Source organism: Streptomyces sp. NPDC002156, assembly GCF_053593675.1.
Genome location: NZ_JBSFDA010000027.1, coordinates 1 through 22697, shown reverse-complemented (window position 1 = coordinate 22697; position 22697 = coordinate 1). Strand labels below are relative to the sequence as shown.

The window sequence follows — 22697 nt, the reverse complement described above, 5'->3', positions numbered from 1 at the left end:
CAGGGTACGACGACCAGGCGCTGATCGACACGGCCCCGTTTCGTTCAACGGAAAAGAACTTCCGTTGACGGGTCGGTTACGTCTGCGGCATTTGGGAGAAACACCCTGCCCGTTCTCTTTACGCCATCCGGCGCCATCGTGGCGACCCGCGCAGGAAGAGAACGCGATGACGGACACGGACAGAGACGCGGAGGGCACGGACACCAAGTCCGTGCCAACCTCGACGCCGCTCCCCGAGGGCTACTCCCCCCGGCTCTACAACGAGGACCTCGCCCCGGCCACCGAGCGCAAGTGGGGCGCGTTCAGCATCTTCAACGTGTGGACCTCGGACGTACACAGCCTGTACGGCTACTTCCTCGCCGCGAGCCTGTTCCTGGTCGCCGGTAACACCTTCAAGTTCCTGATCGGCATCGGTGTCGGATCGCTGATCATCTACTACCTGATGACGCTGATCGGAAAGGCGGGCGTGAAGACGGGCGTCCCGTATCCCGTCCTCGCCCGCGCTTCGTTCGGCACCTTCGGCGCCAACGTCCCCGCACTCGTACGGGCCGTGGTCGCCACCTTCTGGTACGGCGCCCAGACCAGCGCGGCGGCGGGCGCGATCGTGGCCTTCCTGATCCGCTACGACGGCCCGAAGGACCTGCACGAGACGACCCGCCTCTTCGACCACAGCGGCCTGGAAGTGATCTGCTACCTGGCCGTCTGGGCGGCCCAACTCCTCATCATCAGCAAGGGGATGGAGACGGTCCGCCGGTTCCAGGACTTCGCGGGCCCGGCGGTCTGGCTGATGATGCTGGTGCTGGCGGTGGCCCTCTCGGTGAAGGCGGGCACCCTCTCCCTCTCCATCGACATGCCGGCCAAGGACCTGGCCGCGCTGGCGAAGAGCGCGACGGGTCTGGACGTGACGCCGGGTTCGTTCGCCGCGATAGCGGCCATCGCGGCGACCTGGGTGACGTACTTCGCCGCGCTGTTCCTGAACTTCGGCGACTTCGCCCGCTTCACCCCGGACGAGAAGACCCTCAAGAAGGGCAACGTCTGGGGCCTGCCGGTGAACCTGATCCTGTTCTCCCTGGTGGCGGCGCTGACAACGGCCTCTGCCAGCAAGGTGTATGGCGAGGTAATCCTCGAACCGGCCGCGATCTCCGCCAAGTTCGACAGCGCGTTCCTGGTCCTCCTGGCCGCCCTGACCTTCGCGGTGGCAACGCTCGGCATCAACGTCGTCGCCAACTTCGTGAGCCCGGCCTTCGACTTCGCCAACGTGGCCCCGAAGCACATCAGTTTCAAGCGAGGCGGCCTGATCGCGGCGGTCATCGCCCTCCTCCTCTACCCCCTCCACCCCTGGGACAACGCCCCGAGCTTCGTCAACGCCATCGGCTCGACGATGGGCCCGATCTTCGGCGTGGTCGTCGTCGACTACTACCTCCTCCGCAAGGCCCAGCTGAACGTCCCCGACCTCTACAAGGAGGACGGCGAGTTCCGCTTCCAGGGCGGCTGGAACATACGCGCCTTCGCGGCGGCGGCAGTGGGGGCTGTCTTCTCCAGCATCCTCCCGACGTACGGCCCGTCCGGGTACGGGGCGGCACTCGGGCCGTACTCCTGGTTCATCGGGGTGCTGGTCGCGGGGGCGATCTACTTCGGGGTGAGCGGGGGGAAGAGCCCGCTGACGGGTTCGCGCTCGTCCGAGTGACTGTTCCGAATTCCGTATCCGACCCGTCGCTCAACTCTGGGACAGTCGCGCTGAACGAGGGCGAAGGAGGCCTGTGCCATGGTGATGGCGGCGGGGTCGGGCATCGTGCAGGCCTTCGAGCTGTTCAGCGCGGCGGCCCCCGAAGGCTGGCGTGCTGGCATCCCCGTCCACCTCCTGATCGACCGGGAGGAGGGCGAGGTCCTGGTGTACTCCGAGCCGTCGGGCGACGACTACGCCAAGAGCCTCAAGCACAGACTGGGCCTGACCGTGCCCTTGCCCGCGCCCTTGGGGTTCGAGCTGGTCACGGCGGAGTTCTGAGGGGCGGCTCGGTCTCCACGACCCTGACCGGGGCCTGGAGACCGGCCTCATGTCACACCGCCCACACCGCCCACACTGCCCACACCGCCGGGATCAGCTCCCGCAGTACGACACCGTCCGTACGAACCCGCCGAGGTTCTCGTCGTCGGTGCCCAGGAGGGTGTCCGTGGAGTCGGGGAGGCACTCCACCGCCTCGATCTTGTAGCCGGGGAAGGTTCCGAGCACCGTCGGGGACGCCCCGAGGGTGATCCGTACCCGGCCCGCCGCCGATACCGTCACCCGGCCCGTGTCGCTCACCGCCGAGTCGAACGGGCCGTTGTCGCCGGCGTCCGATGCCGAACTCGTGAGGATGCGGCCGGAGGGGGTCACCGAGATGTCGGAGATGTGGCGTGTGGATGTGGCGGTCGGGTACGGCGCCTGGTAGGGGCGGCGGGTCACCGTGCCGAACAGGGGCTGGCCCCAGGGGGCGAAGGTCAAGGGTGCCGCGTAGAGCGTTGCGGGGCGGGCCGCGCCCGCTCCCCGGTCCGCCCACAGGGCCGCGAGTTTTCCGTTCTGGGCGACGATCGCGAAGCTCTCGAAGTCGTCGCCCTCGCCGATCGTGGGCAGCGGCGTGTAGTCGACGACCGTCGCCGTGGGGCCGTCGACCTTCAGGCGGAAGACGACCCCGCGGCCGGTCAGCGCCAGGTACTCGCCCGGCGCCCCGGGGATGGCCTCGATGGCCTCCAGGTCGACGGGCTCCGCCCCGGACCAGGTGATCGGGGAGATGCCGTCGGCGCCGTCCCAGTGGGTGATCCGGGACAGCCGCTTCTGCCCGGACCCCTTGTTGTCGTGCACGGCGAGCACGTTCACCCCGGTGCCGTCTCCGGTGCGGCCCTCGTAGGCGAGGCCGCTGACCCCGCTGCGGGCGTCACCGCCGACCTGCTGCCATACGACGTCCGCATCGGCCGGAGCCGTGCCGGGCATCGTCAGCAGCGCGGTCGCCGCGGTCAGCCAGGCCATACGCTGCAACATCGGGAGTCTCACCGGGGCGCTCGCCTTCTCCGTCCGACAGACGCGAGAGCACGCGCCGGACCTCAGGCTATTGATCATGGTGAGCGCGGCCCAGCGACGATTACCCCAAGTGGTGGAGCGCGAAGTCGGACTCGGCGGGCGCGGACGGCGCAGCCTCCGGGGGCCGCTGCGGCTCCGCCGCCCGCGCCGGCCCCGCGTTCGCTGCGATGATGAGTGTGGCGGCGGCGACGATCGCCGCGCAGATCGCTCTGGTGTGTGAGAGCACGGCAACCTCGCAACAACAGCGACGACAGCAACAACAGCGATAACAGCGATGTATTAAGCGCGTTTAATCCGTGGCTTAACGTAGAGCTTGACGGACCTCAACGGCAAGTAGGCGCAGGGGAGTTGGGCGATGGCGGAGCGCGACGACCCGGAAGTCATCGGGCGCAGGGTGCAGCGGCTGCGTATCGAGCAGGGGCTGACGCAGAGGCAGTTGGCGGAGCCCGCCTACACCCCCGCGTACATCTCCACGCTGGAGGCGGGCCGCGTACGGGCCTCCGACGAGGCGCTGCGGCACATCGCCGAGCGGCTCGGGGTGGCGTACGAGGAGCTGGTGACCGGGCGTCCGGCCCATCTGGCCACGGATGTTCGGCTCCGGCTCACCGACGCCCAGCGCACCCTCGCCACCGGCGAGACCGAGGCGGCGGCCAAGCAGTACGGCGAGTTGAGGGAGGAGGCCGCGCGGCTCGGGCTCCTCCCCGAAGAGGCCGCCGCGCTGCTCGGGCTCGGCGAGTGCGGGGTGGAGACCGGTGATCTCGCCGCCGCCCAGGAGCACTTCGAGCTGGCGGAAAGGTGTCTGGCCGACGGGCCGCTCACGGGGCGCGTGCCTGCTCTACGGGGGCGGGCCGTCGCTCACTATCTCGCCGGTGAACTCCGTTATTCCGTATACCTTCTCGAGTCCACGATCGACGAGTTGAACCGCAGCGGGCTGCACGATCCCGATGCGCTGCTGCCGCTGTACGCCAGCTCCATCGCCCCCTACATGGACATGGGCGCCCACGCCCGGGCCGCCCAGGCCGCCGAACTCGCCCTCGCACTCGCCCCGCAGGTGAGCGACCCCGCGCTGATCGCCCGCATGCACCGGCAGGTCGCCCGGACGATGCTCGCCGAGGGACGGTACGCGGAGGCCGACGCCTCGCTCGCGAAGGCCTCCGAGCTGTACCGGCAGCTCCAGATCCGTACCGAGCTGGCCAACTGCCACTGGATGCGCGGGTATTTGTACGCCCAGCAGGGCGAACTCGCCCGTGCGGAGGGGGAGTTGCGGGAGGCGCAGGCCATGCTCTCCGCCAAGCGTGCCGCCCTCTACAGCAGCCAGGTCGCGGTCGAGCTGGCCGACGTACTGCACCGGCGTGGCAAGTCCGAGGAGGCGGCGGCGCTGCTGCACGACGTACTCGGGGACTTCTCGTCGGAGCGCGGCGCCATGCACTCGGCCGCCGCCCACCGGCTCCTCGGCATCATCGCCGAGGACGCCCGGGACACCGAGACGGCGGAGGAGCACTACGTACGCGCCCTGAGCGTGCTGGAGCGGGCCGGTGCCGCCGGTGACCTGGCCGACCTGTGCCGGCTGCTCGGCGATCTGCTGCGCCGGACGGGACGCGTCGAGGCCGCGCTGGACGCCTATCGGACGGGGCTGGGCCACCGTACGGCCCCCGGGACGACCACCCTCGGGCCCGCGCCCGCACAGCCTCCTCTTTGACGAAGGTTGGGTGGCGCACAGTCCCGGGGGTTAGCCTGCGGCCGGACCTCTGCACACTTCACCGGGACGGTACGAGCGCGTGGACAGCGAGCACGGCGGCGGGTACGGCCAGTACGGCGGCGGGGCTCGTGTGGTCGACGGGCTGCGGTTCGCCGTCCGCGCGGTCTTCTACGCCGTCGTCGCCGGGCTCGCGCTGATCGTCATCGCGACCGTCGCCTCCGTCCTCGGTCCGACCCTCGCCCTCGACCTGTACACGCCTGCCGTGGCCGCCTGGTGGACGGTGTTCACGGCGGTCGTCGTCCAGGCGGTGCCCTTCCTGCTCCTCGGCACGGTGGTGTCGGCGGCGATCGCGGCCTTCGTACCCGAGAAGGTGTTCACCCGGCTGCTGCCGCGCAACCAGGCGCTCGCCGTGCCCATCGCGGGCGCCGCCGGGGTCGTACTCCCGGGGTGCGAGTGCGCGTCCGTGCCGGTCGCGGGGAGCCTGATGCGGCGGGGCGTGGCTCCGGCCGCGGCACTCGCCTTCCTCCTCTCCGCCCCGGCCATCAATCCCGTGGTGCTCGTGGCGACCTCCATCGCCTTCCCCGGGCAGCCGGACATGGTGCTCGGGCGGCTGGTCGCCTCCCTCGCCACTTCGGTGATCATGGGCTGGCTCTGGGCGCGGTTCGGGCGCGACGAGTGGCTGCGGAAGCCGACGTCGGCCGGTGGGTCGGCGGACTCCGGCTGGCGCGGGTTCCTGCCCGGGCTCCAGCACGACTTCCTGCACGCGGGCGGCTTCCTGGTACTGGGCGCGGGCGCGGCGGCGACCTTCAACATCGTCGTACCGAGATCCGTGCTCGACGTGTTCACCGGCTCGCCCTGGCTGTCCGTGCTGCTGCTCGCCGTACTGGCGGTGGTGCTGTGCGTGTGCAGCGAGGCGGACGCCTTCGTCGCGGCCTCCCTCAGCGGCTTCTCGCCCACGGCCCGGCTCGCCTTCATGGTGGTCGGCCCGATGGTCGACCTGAAACTGTTCGCCCTCCAGGCGGGCACCTTCGGCCGGTCCTTCGCCGTCCGGTTCTCCTCGGCGACGTGGGTGGTCGCGGTCGCCAGCAGTGTTGTCGTCGGGTGGTGGTTGCTGTGAGGCGGTACGGGGCTGCCGTGCTGTTGCTGCTCACGGGCGGGGCGGTGCTGCGGATCTCGCTGTTCAGCGAGCTGTATCTGCGGTATGTGCAGGTGGGGCTGCGGCCTTACCTGGTGGTGTCCGGGGTGGTGCTGGTGGTGCTCGGGGTGGTGGCCGCCTTGGCCCGGCGGGGCGAGGCGGAGGCGGACGGCCACGAGGATGACGGTCACGAGCACGACGGTGGTGTGCACGACGGTGCCGACGACGGTCATGGTCACAGTCATGGCCACGGGCCCCGGATCGCCTGGCTGCTCACCCTTCCCGCCCTCGCGCTGCTCCTCTTCCCGCCGCCCGCCCTGGGCTCGTACAGCGCGGACCGGGAGGCGGCGCAGCAGGCCGCGCAGGGCGTGGGCGCGTTCCCCGCGCTGCCCGCCGGGAATCCGCTGAAGCTGACGGTCGGCGAGTTCAGCTCGCGCGCGATCTTCGACAGCGGACGGTCCCTGAAGGGCCGTACGGTCAGTCTGACCGGCTTCGTCACCCACGGGGACGACGGCACCTGGTACGTCACCCGCCTCCTAGTCTCCTGCTGCGCGGCCGACGCGGCGGCGGGCAAGGTCGAGATCCGTGACGCCGACGCCCCGGTGACGGACACCTGGGTCACGGTCACCGGGACATGGGTGCCCAAGGGCAAGCTGGGCTCGGACGCGGCCTGGCCGCCCGTGCTGGACGCGGGGTCCGTGAAGAAGGTCCCGGAGCCGTCGAACCCGTACGAGAAACGGTGACTGTCGCTCGTAAGTGAGCGGCGGTGAAAGGATCCCCCCTGTGCCGGACAAGGCAGGTCGTGGAATCCATGACGGAGACGGAACAGAGGGCTGCCCGGGATCAACGGGTCCGCTTCGAGGCGCTGGCGCATGTCGTGACGGAGCCGCTGCATCGCTATCTGCTGCGGCGCGCCGACGCCGACCAGGTCGACGACATCCTCTCGGAGACGCTGCTGGTGCTGTGGCGCAGGATCGAGGACGTACCGGGCCTGGGGGCACCGGGGCACGTCCTCGACCCGGACGCCGTACTGCCCTGGTGCTACGGCGTGGCCCGTGGCTGCCTGGCCAACGCCCGCCGCGCGGACCGGCGTAGACGCTCCCTGCTGGAACGCCTGACGTGGACGGCGCCGGGCGCGGCGAGGGAGACAGGGGACCCCGACCACACCGCCCTGCACGCGGCGCTCGCCCAACTCCGCGCGCTGGACCGGGAGGTGGTCCTCCTGTGGGCGTACGAGGAGCTGACCCCGAGCCGGATCGCCGAGGTGACCGGCCTGAGCGCGAACGCCGTGAGCATCCGGCTGCACCGCGCGAAAAAGAGACTGGCGGCCCAACTGGAGCGAAAGACCGCCCCACGCCCCGGACATGAGACGGACGAAGGACAAGAAACCGGAACCGGAAACGGAAGGAGCAGTCGATGAACGACGACGAGTTGCTGGCCCACCTGAAGGCCACGGACCCGGCACTGACCTCGAAGGCTCCCCGACCCGACGTCACCCGTCTTGTGGAGGCCACGATGAACACACCCACGAACACGACGACGATCACGCCCGCCAAGAGTACGGAACGGCGCCGCCGCTTCCTCGTACCGGCGATGGCGTTCACCGCACTGCTGCTGGTGGGAGGCGGTGTCACCTGGGGCGTCGCGCGGGGCGGGGAGAGCACGGCGGACACCGCGGGGGCAGGTGTGGCGGGAGGCGGCTCGGTGCCCGGGCTTGAGCCCCAGACCCTGATTCTCCCTGACGGCGACTCGACGGCGGCGGTGAAGTGCGCGGCGCCCACGCCCGACTCCCTGCGCCGCCACGGCCTCGCCTTCGAGGGCACGGTGACGGCCGTGGACGGCGACCGCGTGGTTCTCCGGGTCGACCACTGGTACCGCCTCGACCCCAACCTGGCCAACCCTTCCCACGAGGTCCGCCTCAGCAGCGACAACGACAACTCGGAGGCTCCGGAGTTCCCGCTCGGCGCCCACTACCTCGTCACCGCCGACAGCATCAACGGAATCGTCCCGATCTGCGGCGGCACGACCGAGGCGACGGACGAGGCGAGGGCCATGTTCCGGGAGGCGTTCGAGACCTCCGGAAATTAGCGGACAGCGGGTCCCTTTCGGCTATTTGGGGTTATTGGGTGCTGTGCGGCGCTAGGGTTCCCTTGATGCGCGGGGTGTGGTGCGCGTCACATGTCGCTACGGTGCATCTGGGGGGCCTCATGCACGAGATGGTCAAGGGCGCCAACGTCGGTCTGTCGGCGCTGAGCGGGGACGTCGGCTCGGTGATGGTGCGGCTGAGCTGGAGCAGTCCGTCCGGGGAGGGCGACGCGGATGTGTCCGTCCTGCTGCTGACCGCCGACGGCAAGGTGCGCGGCGACGGGGACTTCTACTTCTACAACAACCCCGTCGCCGCCGACGGCAGCGTGCAGCTGCTGGGCAAGGCACCCACGGCCGACGGCAACGAGGACCGCATCACCTTCGACCTGACGGCCATCGCGGACGACGCCGAGCGGATCGTCGTCGCGGCGAGCCGCTACGAGGGCGCCCGCTTCTCCGACCTGCACGACCTGTGCCTGACGCTCGCCGACGGCGCCGGCGAGAGCCTGCTGCGCTTCTCCATCGAGGACCCCGGCGAGGTGAGCGCCCTGCTCTTCGGCGAGCTGTACCGGCGGGGCGGGGACTGGAAGTTCCGGGCGATCGGCCAAGGGTACGAGTCCGGACTCGCGGGCCTGGCAACGGACTTCGGGGTCGACATCGACGACGAGGCGGAGGCCGACGTAGAGGTGGAGGCGGAGGCGGAGGCGGAGGTGCAGGGTGGCGAGCCCCTGACCGCCGTCATCCCCACGCAGGCGGCGAGCGAGCTCCCGGTGGAGTCCGTACCGCCCGTGCCCCTCGCACAGCCCGTACCCCCCGTACCCCCGCCGTCGGAGCAGCAGTCGGCGGCCAAGGCAGCGCCCCGCCCCCGTACCGCGAAGAAGAAGGTCACCCTCCCCAAGGTGGCCAAGAAGTCCCTCGCAGAGAACGACTCCTGGCGCGTGGCGAGGCTCTTCCCGGCCTCCGCCCTCAAGAGCGACCGTGAGCGCGAGACCCGGGCGACCTCCGTGCTGCTGTCGGTGATGACCCAGGTCCCGGAGTTCGGGCGGCGGTTGACGGCGGCGTTCGGGGCGCCGTCCGGCCGGATGGAGACGTTCACGGAGGTCAGCCTGCCCAACGGAGACACCCCGCGCCGCCCCGACGGTGTGATCCGGGTCGAGCGGGCCGGCAAGCTCTGGACGGCGCTCGTCGAGACGAAGACGAACGGCAACTCCCTCAAGCCGGACCAGGTGCAGGCGTACGCGGACATCGCCGCCCGGCGCGGCTACGAGGCCGTCATCACGCTGTCCAACGACGTCGAACTCGACGGCAGCCCGCTGGTCGAGGTCAAGATGGACGGCCGGCGCAAGCACAAGGTCGCCCTCTGGCACCTCTCCTGGGCCGAAGTCGCCCACCAGGCCCAGATGCTGATCCGCCACGAGGGCGTCGGCAACGCGGCGCACGCCTGGCTGCTCCAGGAACTGCTGCACTACCTCCAGCACGAGAACTCCGGCTGCCACGGCTTCCAGAACATGGGCCCCGCCTGGGTCCCCGTACGCAACGGCATCGACGACGAGACCCTGTGCCAGGGCGACTCGCGCGCGGTCGACGTCGTCGAGAGCTGGGAACGGCTCGTCCGGCAGGTGTGCCTGCGGCTGGGCGGCGAACTCGGCCAGAAGGTACTGCCCGTGCAGCGCACGAAACGCGGCAGCGACCCGCGCACCCGCCGTGCCGCCCTCGCCGACCGACTCTGCACCGACGGCCGGCTGGAGGCCGAACTCCGGATCGACGGCACCCCCGGCATCCTCGCCCTCTGCGCCGATCTGCGCACCGGCAAGCTGCGTACGTCCATCGAGATCGCGGCGCCCGAACAGGGCTACCCGCTCACCTGGTCCAAGCGGCTCGTACGCCAACTGTCCGACGCCCCGGCCGACTTGCACGTCGAGGCGCTGCTCGCCGGCCAGGCGCCCGGTCCACGCGGCACCCTGGAACGCCTCCGCCCGGAACCGGCCGACCTGCTGCCCAAGGACGGCACGCCGATCACCGGCTTCCGCCTGTCCCTCTTCCGCGGCATGGGCAACACCCGCGGCAACGCCGAGTCCGGCTTCATCCGCAGCGTCGACGAATCCGTGGACCGCTTCCACGCCCACGTCGTCGTCCACCTGGACCGGCGCACGGCGTCGTCGCCCCCTTCGTCCGCCTCTTCCTCGTCCCGTGCGCGGGAAGCGGTCGCCGCGGGCTGAGCCCGAGTGGCCGGTGCGGGGGTATCGGCGATACCCCCGCACCGGGCCGCTCAGCCCGTCAGACGCTCAGCAGTGGAAGAACACGCTCTTCCAGCCGAACGGGTCCCGGCTCTCCTGGCTGCCCCGGAAGGTGTGGTGGACCAGGCCCTGGCAGTCGGGCTCGTTGTACATCGCGGCCGTCTGGCCGGTGTACGTGAAGCGGTAGGCCGCCTTGTGGGCGGGGCTGATGTTGTTGCAGCCGCAGGCGGCCACCTGGCTGGCGCTGCCGGTGTTCTGCGGGCCCTCCCAGCTGAGGAAGGTGCTCGCGAAGGCCGTGCCGCTGCCCAGGACGAGTGCTCCGGCGAGCATCGTGGCGCTGACGGCGGTACGGAGGGCTTGTCGCGTACGCATGGGACTCCAGTTCGTTCGTGGTGTCGCTGGTGCTGTTGCTGACCTGCTCGTCGCCGGTGTGGGCGACGGCCGAGGCGGTGCGCGTCGGCGGGCGCGGCCGACCGGGACCAGCAGGACCTGCGGGGTCGTCCGGCTCACCGGGAGCCGACGACCGCGCCGACCCGGGAGTCCTCCGGGTCCCGGGCCAGGTTTCCCTCCATGTCGACCCACGTCTCGTGCCACGCGTGCCCGTGCTGCGGGCCCCGCTGCCAGGTGTGCGTCACTCTGCCCTGCGGGTCGCGGCCGAAGACCGACAGGTCGCCGCTCGGGTTGAGGACGACCGCCGGGTCGTCGGTGAGGGTGCCGTGCAGGGGCGTCCAGTCCGACCAGGGGCCGCCCGTGCCGGTCTGCCAGCGGTGGTGGAGGGCGGAGTCCGTTCCCCGGGCGAACAGGACCATGCCGCCGTCCCGGCCGACCAGTGCCGTCGGCCGGCCCTGTACGGCGCCGCCCATGTCGGCCCAACTGCCGTGCCAGGCATGGCCGTTCTCGGGGCCGCGCTGCCAGGTGTGGGTGATCCGGCCTTCGGGGTCGCGGGCGAAGACCGACAACGCCCCGTTCGGACTCAGTACCACCGCCGGATCACTCGCCAACCGCCCGCCCAGCGGCCCCCATTCGGACCAGGGACCCCCGGTGACCGTCTGCCACCGGTGATGCAGCGAGCCGTCCCTGCCCCGGACGAAGAAGACCATGCCGCCGTCCCGGCCGACCAGTGCCGTCGGCCGGCCCTGCACGGCGCCGCCCATGTCGGCCCAACTGCCGTGCCAGGCATGGCCGTTCTCCGCACCCCGCTGCCAGGTGTGGGTGATCCGGCCTTCGGGGTCGCGGGCGAAGACCGACAGTGCGCCGTTCGGGCTGAGCACCACCGACGGGTCGCTCGCCAACCGGCCGCCCAGCGACACCCAGTCCGGCGCCCACTCCCCTGCCTGCGACTGCCAGGTGTGCCACAGCGCGCCGTCGTTCCCGCGCACGAACGACGCGAGTTTGCCGTACCGGCCCACCAGGGTCCACGGCCTGCCCACCGCACCCGGCGCGGGCCGCCCGAGCGGTGTCCAGGGCGACCAGGCGCCGCCCGGCGCGTTCTGCCAACGGTGGTTCACCGCACCGGAGTCGGCCACGCCCGACAGCACCATGCCCGCGCCGTGGTCCACCACCGACGGCACCCCGACACTCACCCGGGGCCCGCCCGGCACCGGGCCGGGACCGGTCCACCAGCTCGTCTCCTTGCGGGCACCCGCCCAGCCGAAGCTGAAGTGCACATGGTCGGTGTGCGGGCTCGTCCCGGTGTACGGGGTCCAGCCGGCGCCCGCCCGGTAGGCCTGCCAGACGCGCCGGTTCCAGATGATGTACATGATCCCGAACCGCCGGGCCAGCGCATGAGGGTTGCCGTGCCGGTCGGTGGCCAGCAGCCAGTCGATCAGGTCGTCGGCGATGTGCCCCTGGGTGTGCGCGTCCACACCCCAGTCCCAGGCCCGCCCCTCCTTGTGCTCGCTCACCCCGGGCTTGCCGCACTCCCTGCCGATGCCCAGGCTCCGGGTCCCCGGGTAGGCGGCGAGCACCAGGTCCCGGAAGGCGAGCAGACCGGGCTTGGCGGCCGGATCGCAGCCCCGCTGTCCCTCGTACCGTGCGTAGTCGTCGATGCGTGGACCGAAGTCCGGGGTGGTGGGCGGCATGGGGCGCACTCCTCGCTCAGTCGTGCCGGACGAGGCGATCCGCCCCGTCCGACGTCCTGTGCCTCACCCTTCCGACCCGCGCTGTCACTTCGGTAACGGCCCGGTCACTCCGGGTCAGCGCTGCTCGTCGTACGGCGGAACACCTCGTGGGCGATGCCCAGGGCCAGGGCGATACCGTCCTCGGCACCCACGCCCCGCTCCCAGGCCGCCGTGTACGCGGGGGCGGCCAGGTGTTCCCGTACGGCCGTCGTCGTACGGTCGTGCAGGGCGGCGACGGGGCGGAGTCCCGCCAGTTCGGCGCCTGTCACCCGGCGGTAGCCGTGGGCCGTGCCGAGGACGACGACCGCGTCGGTGTGGTGGCCGAGGGCGCCGATCGTCCAGCCGAGGGTCTCCAGCGTCCAGGCCGGGCCCCAGTTGTCGCCGACGGAGTGCTGCCGTACGAGCGCGTCGCACAGGGGCATCAGGGCGCGGGCCGGGTCGCCGTGCAGCAGCTCGGTGAGGCCCGTGGTCCACAGGCTCCAGGTGATCGCCCATCCCGCGCAGGCCGCCTCCGCCTCGGCGACGTACAGGTCACAGACGGCGCGCGCCTCGGCGGCCTCGCCCAGGAAGGTCGCGGCCAGGGACCAGAACATGGTCGCCATGTGCGCGTCGCCCGTCAGCCCGGCGGCGATCAACCCCTCACGGGCCAGGGCGAGTTGACGTACGCAGGCCGGGTCGGAGCGCATGAGCAGCCCGCGTACGCCCTTGATGTAGGTGATGGGCGGAGGCCCGTCCGGCTCACCCTCCGTGGACTCCGTGGACTCCGTGGGGCAGACCGCCGCGATACGGATCGCTGCCGCCGCGTGGTCCCCCTGGAGCGTCGCGATGAACGCGCTCACGGTCGCCGCCATGACCGCCACCGGTTCGTCGGGGGCCGGGTCGAGGCGGGCGGCCAGGGTGTCGACCCAGTGGCGGGCCTCGCCGAGGGTGCTGGCGAAGAACCAGCAGCGGGAACGCATCAGGTCGATGGCGATCTCGGTGCCGGTCAGGGCCTGGGCGCGGTCGGGGTGGAGATGGCAGAAGTCCAGCGCCGAGCGGAAGTTGGGCAGTTCCTGGCGGAGGCCGACGAGCCAGCCGACCTCGTCGGGGCCGCACCATTCGGCGGCGGCGCGGGTGGTGAGCGAGCGGTAGTACTCGCTGTGCCGGATACGGAGGCGGGTGTCGTCGCACGTGGCACGCAGGCGGTCCGTCCCGTACTGGCGGATGGTCTCCAGGAGCCGGTAGCGGACGGTACGGCGGCCCGTACCGCCTCCGCTTCCCGTTCCGCGCTGGTGCTCCACCGTCACGACCGACTTGTGCACGAGGCCGTCGACCAGGTCGAGCACGTCCTCCCGGGCGATGCCCTCGCCCGTGCACACCGCCTCGGCGGCCCGCAGGTCGAAGCCGCCGACGAACACCGACAGCCGTGCCCACAGCAGCCGTTCGCCCGGCGTGCACAGGCTGTGGCTCCAGTCGAGCACCCCGCGCAGGGTGTTGCGGTACCGGCCGGGGGAGGGGCCGGCTGCCGCCCGTGGGTGGGAGAGGAGCCGGAAGCGGTCCTCCAGGCGCTCCAGCACCTCCTCCACGGTCAGCGAACTCAGCCGCACTGCCGCCAGTTCGATCGCCAGCGGGATGCCGTCCAGCCGACGGCACAACTCGGCGGTGGCCGTACCCTGCCGATCGGGCCGGTCATCGGGCTCCGCGCCCAGGGTGGCCGCGCACGCCGTCGAGCGGTCGACGAGCAGCCGTACCGCCTCGCTCGGCCTGCCGTCGGCGCCGTCCCGCAGGGTCAGACAGGGCACGCGCAGTAGATGCTCCCCCGGTACGCCGAGCCGCTCGCGGCTGGTGGCCAGCACCCGCAGTCCGGGCGCCGCGCGCAGCAGCCGCAGCACCAGCGCGGCCACGGCGTCCACCAGGTGCTCGCAGTTGTCCAGCACGAGCAGCAGCCGCCGGTGCCGGAGATGGTCGTCGACCGCGTCCGCCACCGAGCGCGCCGACTGGTCGCGCAGCCCCAGCGACTCGGCGACGGCCCGCTCCAGCAGCGCCGGATCGGTGAGCGCGGCGAGGTCCGCCAGCCAGACGCCGTCGGGAAAGGCGGACGCCGACCGGGCCGCCGTACGCAGCGCGAGCCGGGTCTTGCCGACCCCGCCGGTCCCGGTCAGCGTGACCAGCCGCGAACGCTCCAACAGGCGCCCCGCATCGGTGAGTTCCTTCTCCCGGCCGACGAACGAGGTGGTCTCGGCGGGCAGGTTCCCGGGAGCGGCCGGAACCTGTACGGAGGGAGCGGCGCTGCCGATGTCCGAAGGGCCGGGGTCCAGTTCGGGCGCCGCCGTGAGCATCCGCTGGTGCAGGGACCGGAGTTCGGCGCCCGGATCGATGCCCAGCTCCTCGGCGAGCAGCCCGGCGACCCGGCGGAAACACGCCAGCGCCTCGCCCTGCCGGCCGCACCGGTACAGCGCCAGCATCCGCTGTGCCCAGAACCGCTCCCGCAGCGGATGCAGTTCGGTCAGCCGCCGCAGTTCCGGCAGCGCGTCGGCGGGCCGACGGCACGCGATGACGCTGTCGATCCACAACTCCTGTGCGGCCAGGCGCTGTTCGGACAGCGTGGCGACGACGTCCGGGAACCGCTCCGCCGGCAGATCGGCCAGCGCCTCCCCGCGCCACAGACCGAGCGCCGCCCCGGACAACTCCGCCGCCCGCTCCGCCAGCCCCCCAGCCAGCGCCGCCCGCCCCTCCCCGACGAGCACGCCGAACCGGTGCGCGTCCAGTGCGTCCGGCGCCACGGCCAGCACATATCCGAGCCGGTCGGTCAGCAGCACGCCCGCACCGAGCACCCGGCGCACCCGCAGCACATAGTTCTGTACGGCGTTCCGCGCGCCCTGCGGCGGCTCGTCGCCCCACAGCCGGTCCACCAGGGCGTCCACACCGACGACCTGACCGGCGTCGACCGCCAACGCGGCGATCAGCACCCGGAGTTGGGCGGCACCGACGGCCACCCGCTCCCCGTCCCGTACGACGGTGAGCGGCCCCAGGATCCCGAACTCGTACCGCGCCCCCGTCCGTGACCTCGCCCCTGCCCCCACCTGTGCGCCCATTGCGACGATCCTAGAACGCAGCGTAATCACCGCGCTACGGCGTGTGCATGGCGTAAAGGCGCTGTCCTGGGTACTCGGAACCTCCGAAGGGCCCAGGGAGGCGATGACCGTGCGATTCGGGGACGGTCGGAGCAACGGACCGAGCGACGGTCGCAGCGATGGCCGGAGCAACGGCCGGACCGCCGAGACCATCGTCGAGCGCGTACGGGACTCCCGCCCCGGTGAGATTCCCGCGCGGCTGTGCGCCGTCGCCGTCGAACTCCTGCCGGTGACCGGCGCGAGCGTGTCGCTGCGCGCCGACGGCGTGCCCCTGCGGCTGACCGCCACCGACGACCGGGCCGCCCAACTCACAGACATCCAGGCGACCTTGGGCGACGGCCCCTGCCCCTGCGCCGGCGCCTCCGGCACCCCCGTGCTCGCGTCCGACCTGACCGCCGGCCGGGACGCGCGCCGCTGGCCGGTCTTCGCCCAGCAGGCGACGGCGGCGGGCGTGTGCGCGGTGTACGCGCTCCCGCTCGGCAGCGACCGGGTCTGCGTGGGCACCCTCGACCTCTATCGCGACACCGTCGGCGAGCTGACCTCCGACGAGCTGTGGACGGCCGGATGCGTGGCGCGGCTGGTGACGGTGTCGCTGACGGATCTGTCCCGGACGGCCCGGCTCGACGGACGGGACGGGCTGGTGGATCTGGCCGACCACGACGAGATCCACCAGGCCGCCGGGATGATCATGGCCCAGCTCGGCATCGGCGCGGACGACGCCCTGGCCCGCCTCCGCGCCCACGCCTTCGCCCACGGCCGCACGGTGCTGGTCGTGGCCCGGGACGTACTGGGCCGACGGAGGCGGCTCGACAGGGAGTGAGTCAGTACACGTCCTGGTCCGCGTCTGCGTCCGCGTCCGTGTCTTGGTCCGAGTCCGTGTCCGTGTCCGTCTCCGTCTCGGGCTCCTGCCCGTCCTCCTGTACGTCCTCCTGATCCTGCTCCCGGTCCGGCTTCTGCGTCGGTGTCGGGCTCTGGCCCTGCACCGGGGTCTGCGGCAGGGCCGACGTCTCGTTCCTGGTCTGCTTCAGGCGTTCGGCGCCGACCTGGAGCGCGTGGACCGTGTACTCCGTGCGGGGCTCGGTCAGGCCGCCGTTGGTGACGAGGATCGCGTCGTCGCCGACCCGTACGGCGGCCAGATCCAGGGTGAGCGTGGCCGGGGCGCCGTCCAGCTCGCCCCTCGTCGACAGCCGCAGGCCCTGCCTGGCCTCCCCGGCCTCAGGCAGCCCGACCTCCGTGACCCGCACCTCCTGCTTGGCGCCGCGCGGGCTCGTCGCCGTGAACCGTGCGCACTTCTGCGGCATCGTCTTCAGCCAGGCGAGCTGCTTGTCCACGTCGGCGCGGTGGGCGGCGGTGACCTGGTAGCGGAGCTGGGCGCCCTCGTCGTAGTCGTCGAACCCGGCGACGGCCCGGGCGCCGGCCGGCTCGCCCAGCAGCTCCTCCGTGTACACGGCGTCGAGGAGGCGTCCGCAGTCGGCGTTGTCCGTCGTCGCCTTGAGCAGCGCGTCCCGCCAGAGCGCCGCGCCCTCGGTACGGGTCCACGGCGCCCCGAGGTCGGCGTCGGTGAGGAGCGCGCTCTGCGCCTGGACGTCCGTGAGGGCGGGCGGAGGGGTCGCCGCCTTCGCGATCGGGGACGGAGCCTTCGGGGAGGCGGCGGCGGGCCGGGCCTGCCGGCGTTCCGTGGTGTCCCCGGCGCCACCGTCCCCGTCGTGCATGCACGCGGCCATCGTCAGCAGGGTGCCCATCCCGAGGGCCGAGGCGAGGAGACGTACCGCACGGGGAGAGGGCCGACGGGTCATCAAGGGGTTCCTCCAGAAGTGCCGGTACGTCGGATTCCTCCTCCGACGGCACCATCGCGCGCGCACTCCCACCAGCGGGCCGGGCCGTACGGGTGACTCGCCCCAAGGGACACGTGGCAGCCTGTGCAGCCGGGAAAGGAGCCCTCACTGTGACGACCGCCCAGCCCAACCCCCTGGCCCAGCAGGCAAGTTCAGCCGACCCCGACCCTGCCCCCATCCCCGTGATCATCGACTGCGACACCGGCGTCGACGACGCCCTGGCCCTGCTGTTCGCCGTACGCCACCCGGGACTCGACCTCCGCGCGGTCACCTGCGTCGCCGGGAACACGGACGTCGACCAGGTCGTACGGAACACCCTCACCGTCCTCGACCGGGCCGGCGCCCCCGACCTGCCCGTCGCGCGCGGCGCCGAGCGGCCGCTGATCGAGCCCGCGCGGCCCGCCTCGCATGTGCACGGGCGGGACGGCATGGGCGATCTCGGCCTGCCCGCGCCCACCACTCGTACCGCCGTCGACGTGGACGCGGTGACCCTGCTGCGCCGCGAGATACTCGGCTCGCCCCGCCCGGTCACCCTCATACCGACCGCGCCGCTCACCAACATCGCCCTGCTGCTGCGTACGCACCCCGAGGTGACCCGGAACATCGAGCGGATCGTCTTCATGGGCGGCGCGGTGGCCACCGGCAACGCCACGCCGGTCGCCGAGTACAACGTGTGGCACGACCCGGAGGCCGCCGCCGTCCTGCTCACCGCGGGGGTCCCGATCACGATGTACGGCCTGGACGTCTTCCAGCGCGTCGTCGTCCCGGCCGCCGACGTCCAACGGCTGCGCACGAGCACGGAACCCGGCGCGAGTCTCGCCGGCGAACTGCTGGCCCACCGCGACCCGGCCGCCTCAGGCGACCCCACCCCCACCGGCGGCCTCGGCGACGCGGGCGCCGTCTGCGCGGTAGCCGACCCGCCAGGCCTGACCACCAGCCTCCTCCCGGTCGAGATCTCCCTGGCCCCCGGCCCGACCCGAGGCCAGACGGTCGTAGACCGCAGGCGCCGCCACGGAGAGTCCGAGATCCACCAAGGAGCACGTGAACAGCCCCTGGTGGACGTGGGCTTGGACGTCGATGTGAACCGCTACGTGAAGCTGTACCTGCAGACGATCGAGACCCGATAGGGCGGGGCGCCAGCCCCCGCCCCAGGGGCGCGGGGAACTGCGCGACCAGCCCCCACCGAGCCCGCAGACAGACACCCACGCACCGCTGCCGGAAACTACGTCGGCCCTGTGCCGCTCACGAGGAGCGGCACAGGGCCGACGTACTCAACCACTACCAAGTCGGACTAGGCACCGGCGCGAGCCGACTTCCGCCGCTTCGTCGCGACGACGATCGCCGCCCCACCGACCAGCAGCGCAGCCGCACCCCCTGCGATCGGCCCGGTGGCGCTGCCACCACCCGTCTCGGCCAGCGGCGGCTCGGAGCTGTCCGGGCTCGTCGGCGTGGCCGGCGGGGTCGACTCCGGCACCGACTCGGACGGCGTCGGCGTCGACGGCGTCTCGGAGGCGGGCGGGGGCGTCTCGGACACCGGCTCGGAGGGAGTCGGCGTACCCGGGGTCTCCTCGGCCGGAGGCGGCGTCGCGGTCGGGGTGCTCGGAGTCTCCTCGGCCGGCGGAGGCGTGGTCGTGCAGTCCTTCGTACCGCCGTTCCAGGCGGCGATCAGCAGGTCCTTGATGACCGGACGGTCAGGACCCTTGGGCAGCTCGCCGTGCTCGAAGCCGTCGTTGGCGCCGATCTTGCCGTCGAACTTGGTCTTGCCGCGGTACAGGTCGATCTGCGCGAAGCAGCCCGCGTCCGGCACCGCGATGTCGAGCGAGTCGGTCTGGCCCTGCTTGACCGTCACGGTGTCGAAGTCGACGAAGACCTGCTCGCCGGAGGTGCCGAAGGTGGCGCCGTGGGCGAGGTAGGAGGCGAGGGAGGCGGTGCAGGTGGTGGCGTCACCGGCGGTGCGGACCTGGATGTGGACCTTGCCGTCGTCGGTCGGCTTGAGGTTCTGGTCGTCGACACGGACCGAGTCGAAGAAGTTCTTCCCGTCGAGGGAGAACTGGCAGCGGTCGGTCTCGGTCTTCGTGCCCGCGCCGGCGCCGGGCTTGTAGCCGCCGGTCTTGGCACCCCAGCCGTCACCGCCGGGCGTACCGGTGGCCCAGGCCCCAGAGGCCGAAGCCGCGCACAGGGCGAGCGCCGCTGCGCCCGTCCCCAGCAGGCGCAGCGCGGTGACACGTCTCGCTATGGACATGCGGATCCCATTCTTCGCGTGGGCGAGAACCCGGGTACGGCGAGAGGGCAGCACGTTGCGGCCGGGCCGTACCGGGGGAATGTGGTCGAAGGAACGCCGGGCTCATCGGTCAAATGCGCCACAGCGTTCGCACATCGTCGATCTTGCGGACCGGAGTGTCAACTCAGGGAACTGCAAAGGGCGTTCTCGGGTCATCACAAATCCGCCACACAAGGAAGGATGTGTTCCGGGGGCGCGTGCGTTCACCTTCCCGGCGAATTGGACAGAGTTGGGCTTGTCGTAGTCCGCCCATGCACCACCGGTCGCAGCAAGGAGACAACGAGTGCCCGAACCGACTCCGGACCTTTCCTCCCGGGACCCCGACTGGTGGCGCCAGGCCGTCGTCTACCAGGTGTATCCGCGCAGCTTCGCCGACGCCGACGGCGACGGACTGGGCGATCTGAAGGGCATCACCCAGCGCCTCACGCACCTGGCCGCCCTGGGTGTGGACGCCCTCTGGCTCAGCCCGTTCTACCCCTCCGAACTCGCCGACGGCGGCTACGACGTCGCCGACTACCGTGACGTCGACCCCCGCCTGGGCACCCTCGACGACTTCGACGCCATGGTCGCCGAGGCGCACCGGCTCGCCCTCAAGGTCATGGTCGACATCGTCCCCAACCACACCTCGCGCCGGCACGTGTGGTTCGAGGAGGCCCTGCGCTCGGCGCCCGGCTCCCCGGCCCGCGACCGCTACGTCTTCCGCGACGGAAAGGGCGAGCACGGCGAACTCCCGCCCACGGACTGGCAGTCGGTGTTCGGCGGCAGCGCGTGGAAGAGGGTGGAGCCGGACCAGGCTCCCGACGGCCAGTGGTACCTGCACCTCTTCACACCCGAACAGCCCGACCTCAACTGGGCCAACGAAGAAATCCGGGCGGACTTCCGCACCACGCTCCGCTTCTGGTCCGACCGGGGCGTCGACGGCTTCCGCATCGACGTCGCGCACGCTCTGGCGAAGGACCTCGACGTCCCGCTGCGCGACCTCGGCGCCCCCGAACTGAGCGCCGAGGCGGCCCTCGCCACCCTCCCGCCCGGCACCCACCCCTTCTTCGACCGCGACGAGGTCCACGAGATCTACCGCGACTGGCGCAAGATCCTCGACGCCTACACCCCGCCCCGCATGGCGGTCGCCGAGGCCTGGGTCCCGGGCACCCGCCGCGCCCTGTACGCCCGCCCGGACGAACTCGGCCAGGCCTTCAACTTCGAGTACCTGCAGGCAAGTTGGGATGCGGCCGAGCTGAAGCAGGTGATCACGGACTCCCTCGCGACGGCCCGCTCGGCGGGCGCGTCGGCCACCTGGGTCCTCTCCAACCACGACGTCGTACGCCACGCCTCCCGTCTGTCCCTCCCCCCGGGCACCGACCCGAACACCTGGCTCCTCTCGAACGGCACCGCCCCACCGCTCGACGAGCGGGCAGGCCTGCGCCGCGCCCGTGCGGCGACCCTCCTGATGCTGGCGCTGCCGGGTTCGTCGTACGTCTACCAGGGCGAGGAACTGGGCCTCCCCGAGGTCGCCGACCTGCCGCCCGAGGCCCTCCAGGACCCGATCTGGGAACAGACGGCCCACACGAGCAAGGGCCGCGACGGCTGCCGGGTCCCGCTGCCCTGGACGACGACCGGCCCGTCGTACGGCTTCGGCGCGGGCGCGGCCTGGCTGCCGCAGCCGCCGCACTTCGCGTCGTACGCCGTCCAGGCACAGGACGGCATCGAGGGCTCGACCCTGGAGCTGTACCGCACGGCCCTCGCTCTGCGCCGCCGCCTGCTGTCGGGCGAGGACCTGACCTGGACGCCGGAACAGGCGCCGGGGGTCCTGGACTTCACGCGCACGGACGGCACGGCGGGCTGGCGCTGCGTGACGAACCTGTCGGACGTGCCGGTCCCGCTTCCGCCGGGCGAGGTACTGCTGAGAAGCGCACCGCTGGAGCCGGCCGGGGGTCTGGGCCCGGACACGACGGTCTGGCTCGGCCAGGAGTAGGGGGCCTCACCCCGCTGTCGGACTCGGAGAAGCGTTCGGCGGCGGGGTGAGGACGACCGTCGGGGAACCCGGCACCGGGACGGGCGGAGTGACGTCGGAGGCGGGCAGTTTCGGCGGGGTGGTCTCCTGGAACAGCACCTGGTCGAAATTGACGAGCCCGGTCTTCTCCATGACCGTGATGTGGTCCAGGACTGTGGTGTTGGCCTGGTCGGCGAGGGCGCGCACCAGCGTGTTCTTGGTGGTGGACCGGATCTTGGCGACGGTGTTGAAGATCGACCCATGGGTGACGCGCAGGATGTTGGCGAAGTCGGTGTCGAACTGCTTCCCCCTGCTGTCCGCGTTCAGGGTGTTGATGAACCCCTGCTGCTGCGGACTGGGCAGGTTGGGGATGGTGACCCCGAGCTGCGGAGCGATCTGCCGTACGGTCGCGTCCAGCGCCGCATGCCCGGCGACGAGATGCTGTCCGGCGGTGATGACGGCAGGCGAGGTCCCCTTCGCTATGGCCATCTGCCCGACCGGGTACTCCCACAGCCCCGCCGCCCGCACCTTCACGACGAAGTCCCGGTCGGCCTCCGTCAGCGGTCCTGTGGAGGTCTGGGCGACGATCCGCGAGGGCGAGCTGGACACGGTCTGGACGCCGAGCATCGCGGGATAGGCGAGCGCGGCCAGCGTCAGCGCCAACGCGCCACCCACGACGAGGGTGCCGGTCGAGCTCCGGTTGAAGCGCACGTTGCCTCCTGTTGCGACGGGGGGTCGTCGAGGAGGAGTACGGCTGTGGGGCCGCCCGGAACCTTTGCTCTCCGTAAGGCCTGCGCAAAAGGTGGGCCATGGCTGGCAGGATGTCGCGGGTCGTCCACGGAGGGGAAGATCATGGAGATAGCCGTGCTGAGCGGGGTCCTGGCGCTGGTCGTCGGGGGGTGCGTGTGTGTCGTGTGGGCGGCTCGGGGTGGGCCGCGGTGGGTGCGTGTGGTGGCTCGCGTGACGTTGTTCGCGGGAGAGCTGGCCCGCAAGTCCGATTCGAGCCGCAAGTCCAACGACCAGACGGCGTCGACCGACAGCTCGTGAAGCTTTTTCGCCCCCGCCGCCCCTACCCGTCCCATCCTCGGGGGCGCTGCCCCCGAACCCCCGTATCGCGCTGAACGCGCTCGTCCTCAAACGCCGGACG

At 71.7% G+C, this 22697-nt stretch carries 20 protein-coding genes; 12 read left to right on the top strand and 8 right to left on the bottom strand.

The window, feature by feature from the left end; genetic code table 11:
- The first annotated feature begins 166 nt into the window (after positions 1-166).
- Positions 167-1687 carry an NCS1 family nucleobase:cation symporter-1 gene (locus ACWCRB_RS14345; protein ID WP_450996315.1) on the top strand — a complete coding sequence of 507 codons (1521 nt, stop codon included), beginning with the start codon at positions 167-169 and terminating at the stop codon, positions 1685-1687.
- Between the two features lie 78 nt (positions 1688-1765).
- Positions 1766-2005: a hypothetical protein gene (locus tag ACWCRB_RS14340; protein ID WP_450996314.1), complete on the top strand. Its 240-nt coding sequence runs from the start codon at positions 1766-1768 to the stop codon at positions 2003-2005.
- Positions 2006-2098: 93 nt separating this feature from the next.
- On the opposite strand, the gene ACWCRB_RS14335 is transcribed toward ACWCRB_RS14340, so the two are convergent.
- Complete coding sequence (locus ACWCRB_RS14335; RefSeq protein WP_450996313.1) at positions 2099-3004, bottom strand: hypothetical protein; 906 nt, start codon at positions 3002-3004, stop codon at positions 2099-2101.
- A 112-nt stretch (positions 3005-3116) separates the two neighbouring features.
- Positions 3117-3281 carry a hypothetical protein gene (locus ACWCRB_RS14330; RefSeq protein WP_450996312.1) on the bottom strand — a complete coding sequence of 55 codons (165 nt, stop codon included), beginning with the start codon at positions 3279-3281 and terminating at the stop codon, positions 3117-3119.
- A gap of 129 nt (positions 3282-3410) precedes the next feature.
- Between ACWCRB_RS14330 and ACWCRB_RS14325 the strand changes: the two genes are divergently transcribed.
- The 6 genes from ACWCRB_RS14325 to ACWCRB_RS14300 all read left to right on the top strand — a co-directional run bounded on the left by ACWCRB_RS14325 (position 3411) and on the right by ACWCRB_RS14300 (position 10193).
- On the top strand, positions 3411-4754 hold the full coding sequence (locus ACWCRB_RS14325) for a helix-turn-helix domain-containing protein (protein WP_450996311.1): 1344 nt from the start codon (positions 3411-3413) through the stop codon (positions 4752-4754).
- Positions 4755-4833: 79 nt separating this feature from the next.
- Positions 4834-5871 (top strand): permease, encoded by a 1038-nt coding sequence (locus ACWCRB_RS14320; RefSeq protein ID WP_450996310.1) that lies wholly within the window; start codon positions 4834-4836, stop codon positions 5869-5871.
- Complete coding sequence (locus ACWCRB_RS14315) at positions 5868-6632, top strand: TIGR03943 family putative permease subunit (RefSeq protein ID WP_450996309.1); 765 nt, start codon at positions 5868-5870, stop codon at positions 6630-6632. The genes ACWCRB_RS14320 and ACWCRB_RS14315 overlap by 4 nt, the downstream gene beginning before the upstream one ends.
- A gap of 68 nt (positions 6633-6700) precedes the next feature.
- Positions 6701-7309 carry an RNA polymerase sigma factor gene (locus ACWCRB_RS14310; protein ID WP_450996308.1) on the top strand — a complete coding sequence of 203 codons (609 nt, stop codon included), beginning with the start codon at positions 6701-6703 and terminating at the stop codon, positions 7307-7309.
- Positions 7306-7977: a hypothetical protein gene (locus tag ACWCRB_RS14305; protein ID WP_450996307.1), complete on the top strand. Its 672-nt coding sequence runs from the start codon at positions 7306-7308 to the stop codon at positions 7975-7977. Before ACWCRB_RS14310 ends, ACWCRB_RS14305 begins: the two co-directional genes overlap by 4 nt.
- Before the next feature lie 128 nt (positions 7978-8105).
- Positions 8106-10193, top strand: a complete 2088-nt coding sequence (locus ACWCRB_RS14300; RefSeq protein ID WP_450996364.1) for a TerD family protein — start codon at positions 8106-8108, stop codon at positions 10191-10193.
- 66 nt (positions 10194-10259) lie between these two features.
- Here ACWCRB_RS14300 and ACWCRB_RS14295 read toward each other — a convergent pair whose 3' ends face one another.
- The 3 genes from ACWCRB_RS14295 to ACWCRB_RS14285 form a co-directional block, all read right to left on the bottom strand.
- A complete protein-coding gene (locus ACWCRB_RS14295) occupies positions 10260-10583 on the bottom strand; it encodes a MiAMP1 family antimicrobial peptide (protein ID WP_405536273.1) in 324 nt (107 codons plus the stop codon).
- A 134-nt stretch (positions 10584-10717) separates the two neighbouring features.
- Positions 10718-12292: a hypothetical protein gene (locus ACWCRB_RS14290; RefSeq protein WP_450996306.1), complete on the bottom strand. Its 1575-nt coding sequence runs from the start codon at positions 12290-12292 to the stop codon at positions 10718-10720.
- A 104-nt stretch (positions 12293-12396) separates the two neighbouring features.
- Complete coding sequence (locus ACWCRB_RS14285; RefSeq protein ID WP_450996305.1) at positions 12397-15405, bottom strand: BTAD domain-containing putative transcriptional regulator; 3009 nt, start codon at positions 15403-15405, stop codon at positions 12397-12399.
- 103 nt (positions 15406-15508) lie between these two features.
- On the opposite strand from ACWCRB_RS14285, the gene ACWCRB_RS14280 reads away from it, so the two are divergent.
- Positions 15509-16264 carry an ANTAR domain-containing protein gene (locus ACWCRB_RS14280; RefSeq protein ID WP_450996304.1) on the top strand — a complete coding sequence of 252 codons (756 nt, stop codon included), beginning with the start codon at positions 15509-15511 and terminating at the stop codon, positions 16262-16264.
- Position 16265: 1 nt separating this feature from the next.
- On the opposite strand, the gene ACWCRB_RS14275 is transcribed toward ACWCRB_RS14280, so the two are convergent.
- Positions 16266-17240 carry a hypothetical protein gene (locus tag ACWCRB_RS14275; protein ID WP_450996303.1) on the bottom strand — a complete coding sequence of 325 codons (975 nt, stop codon included), beginning with the start codon at positions 17238-17240 and terminating at the stop codon, positions 16266-16268.
- Between the two features lie 173 nt (positions 17241-17413).
- Between ACWCRB_RS14275 and ACWCRB_RS14270 the strand changes: the two genes are divergently transcribed.
- On the top strand, positions 17414-18406 hold the full coding sequence (locus tag ACWCRB_RS14270) for a nucleoside hydrolase (RefSeq protein WP_450996363.1): 993 nt from the start codon (positions 17414-17416) through the stop codon (positions 18404-18406).
- Positions 18407-18570: 164 nt separating this feature from the next.
- Here the strand turns inward: ACWCRB_RS14270 and ACWCRB_RS14265 are convergent, their stop codons facing one another.
- Positions 18571-19521: an LAETG motif-containing sortase-dependent surface protein gene (locus ACWCRB_RS14265; protein WP_450996302.1), complete on the bottom strand. Its 951-nt coding sequence runs from the start codon at positions 19519-19521 to the stop codon at positions 18571-18573.
- Between the two features lie 322 nt (positions 19522-19843).
- On the opposite strand from ACWCRB_RS14265, the gene ACWCRB_RS14260 reads away from it, so the two are divergent.
- Positions 19844-21532 (top strand): glycoside hydrolase family 13 protein, encoded by a 1689-nt coding sequence (locus ACWCRB_RS14260; RefSeq protein ID WP_450996301.1) that lies wholly within the window; start codon positions 19844-19846, stop codon positions 21530-21532.
- Between the two features lie 6 nt (positions 21533-21538).
- On the opposite strand, the gene ACWCRB_RS14255 is transcribed toward ACWCRB_RS14260, so the two are convergent.
- Positions 21539-22225: a DUF4142 domain-containing protein gene (locus tag ACWCRB_RS14255; protein ID WP_450996362.1), complete on the bottom strand. Its 687-nt coding sequence runs from the start codon at positions 22223-22225 to the stop codon at positions 21539-21541.
- Between the two features lie 177 nt (positions 22226-22402).
- Here ACWCRB_RS14255 and ACWCRB_RS14250 point away from each other — a divergent pair, with 177 nt between their 5' ends.
- Entirely contained in the window at positions 22403-22597 is a 195-nt protein-coding gene (locus ACWCRB_RS14250) for a hypothetical protein (protein ID WP_450996300.1), read from the top strand.
- Positions 22598-22697 lie beyond the last annotated feature (100 nt).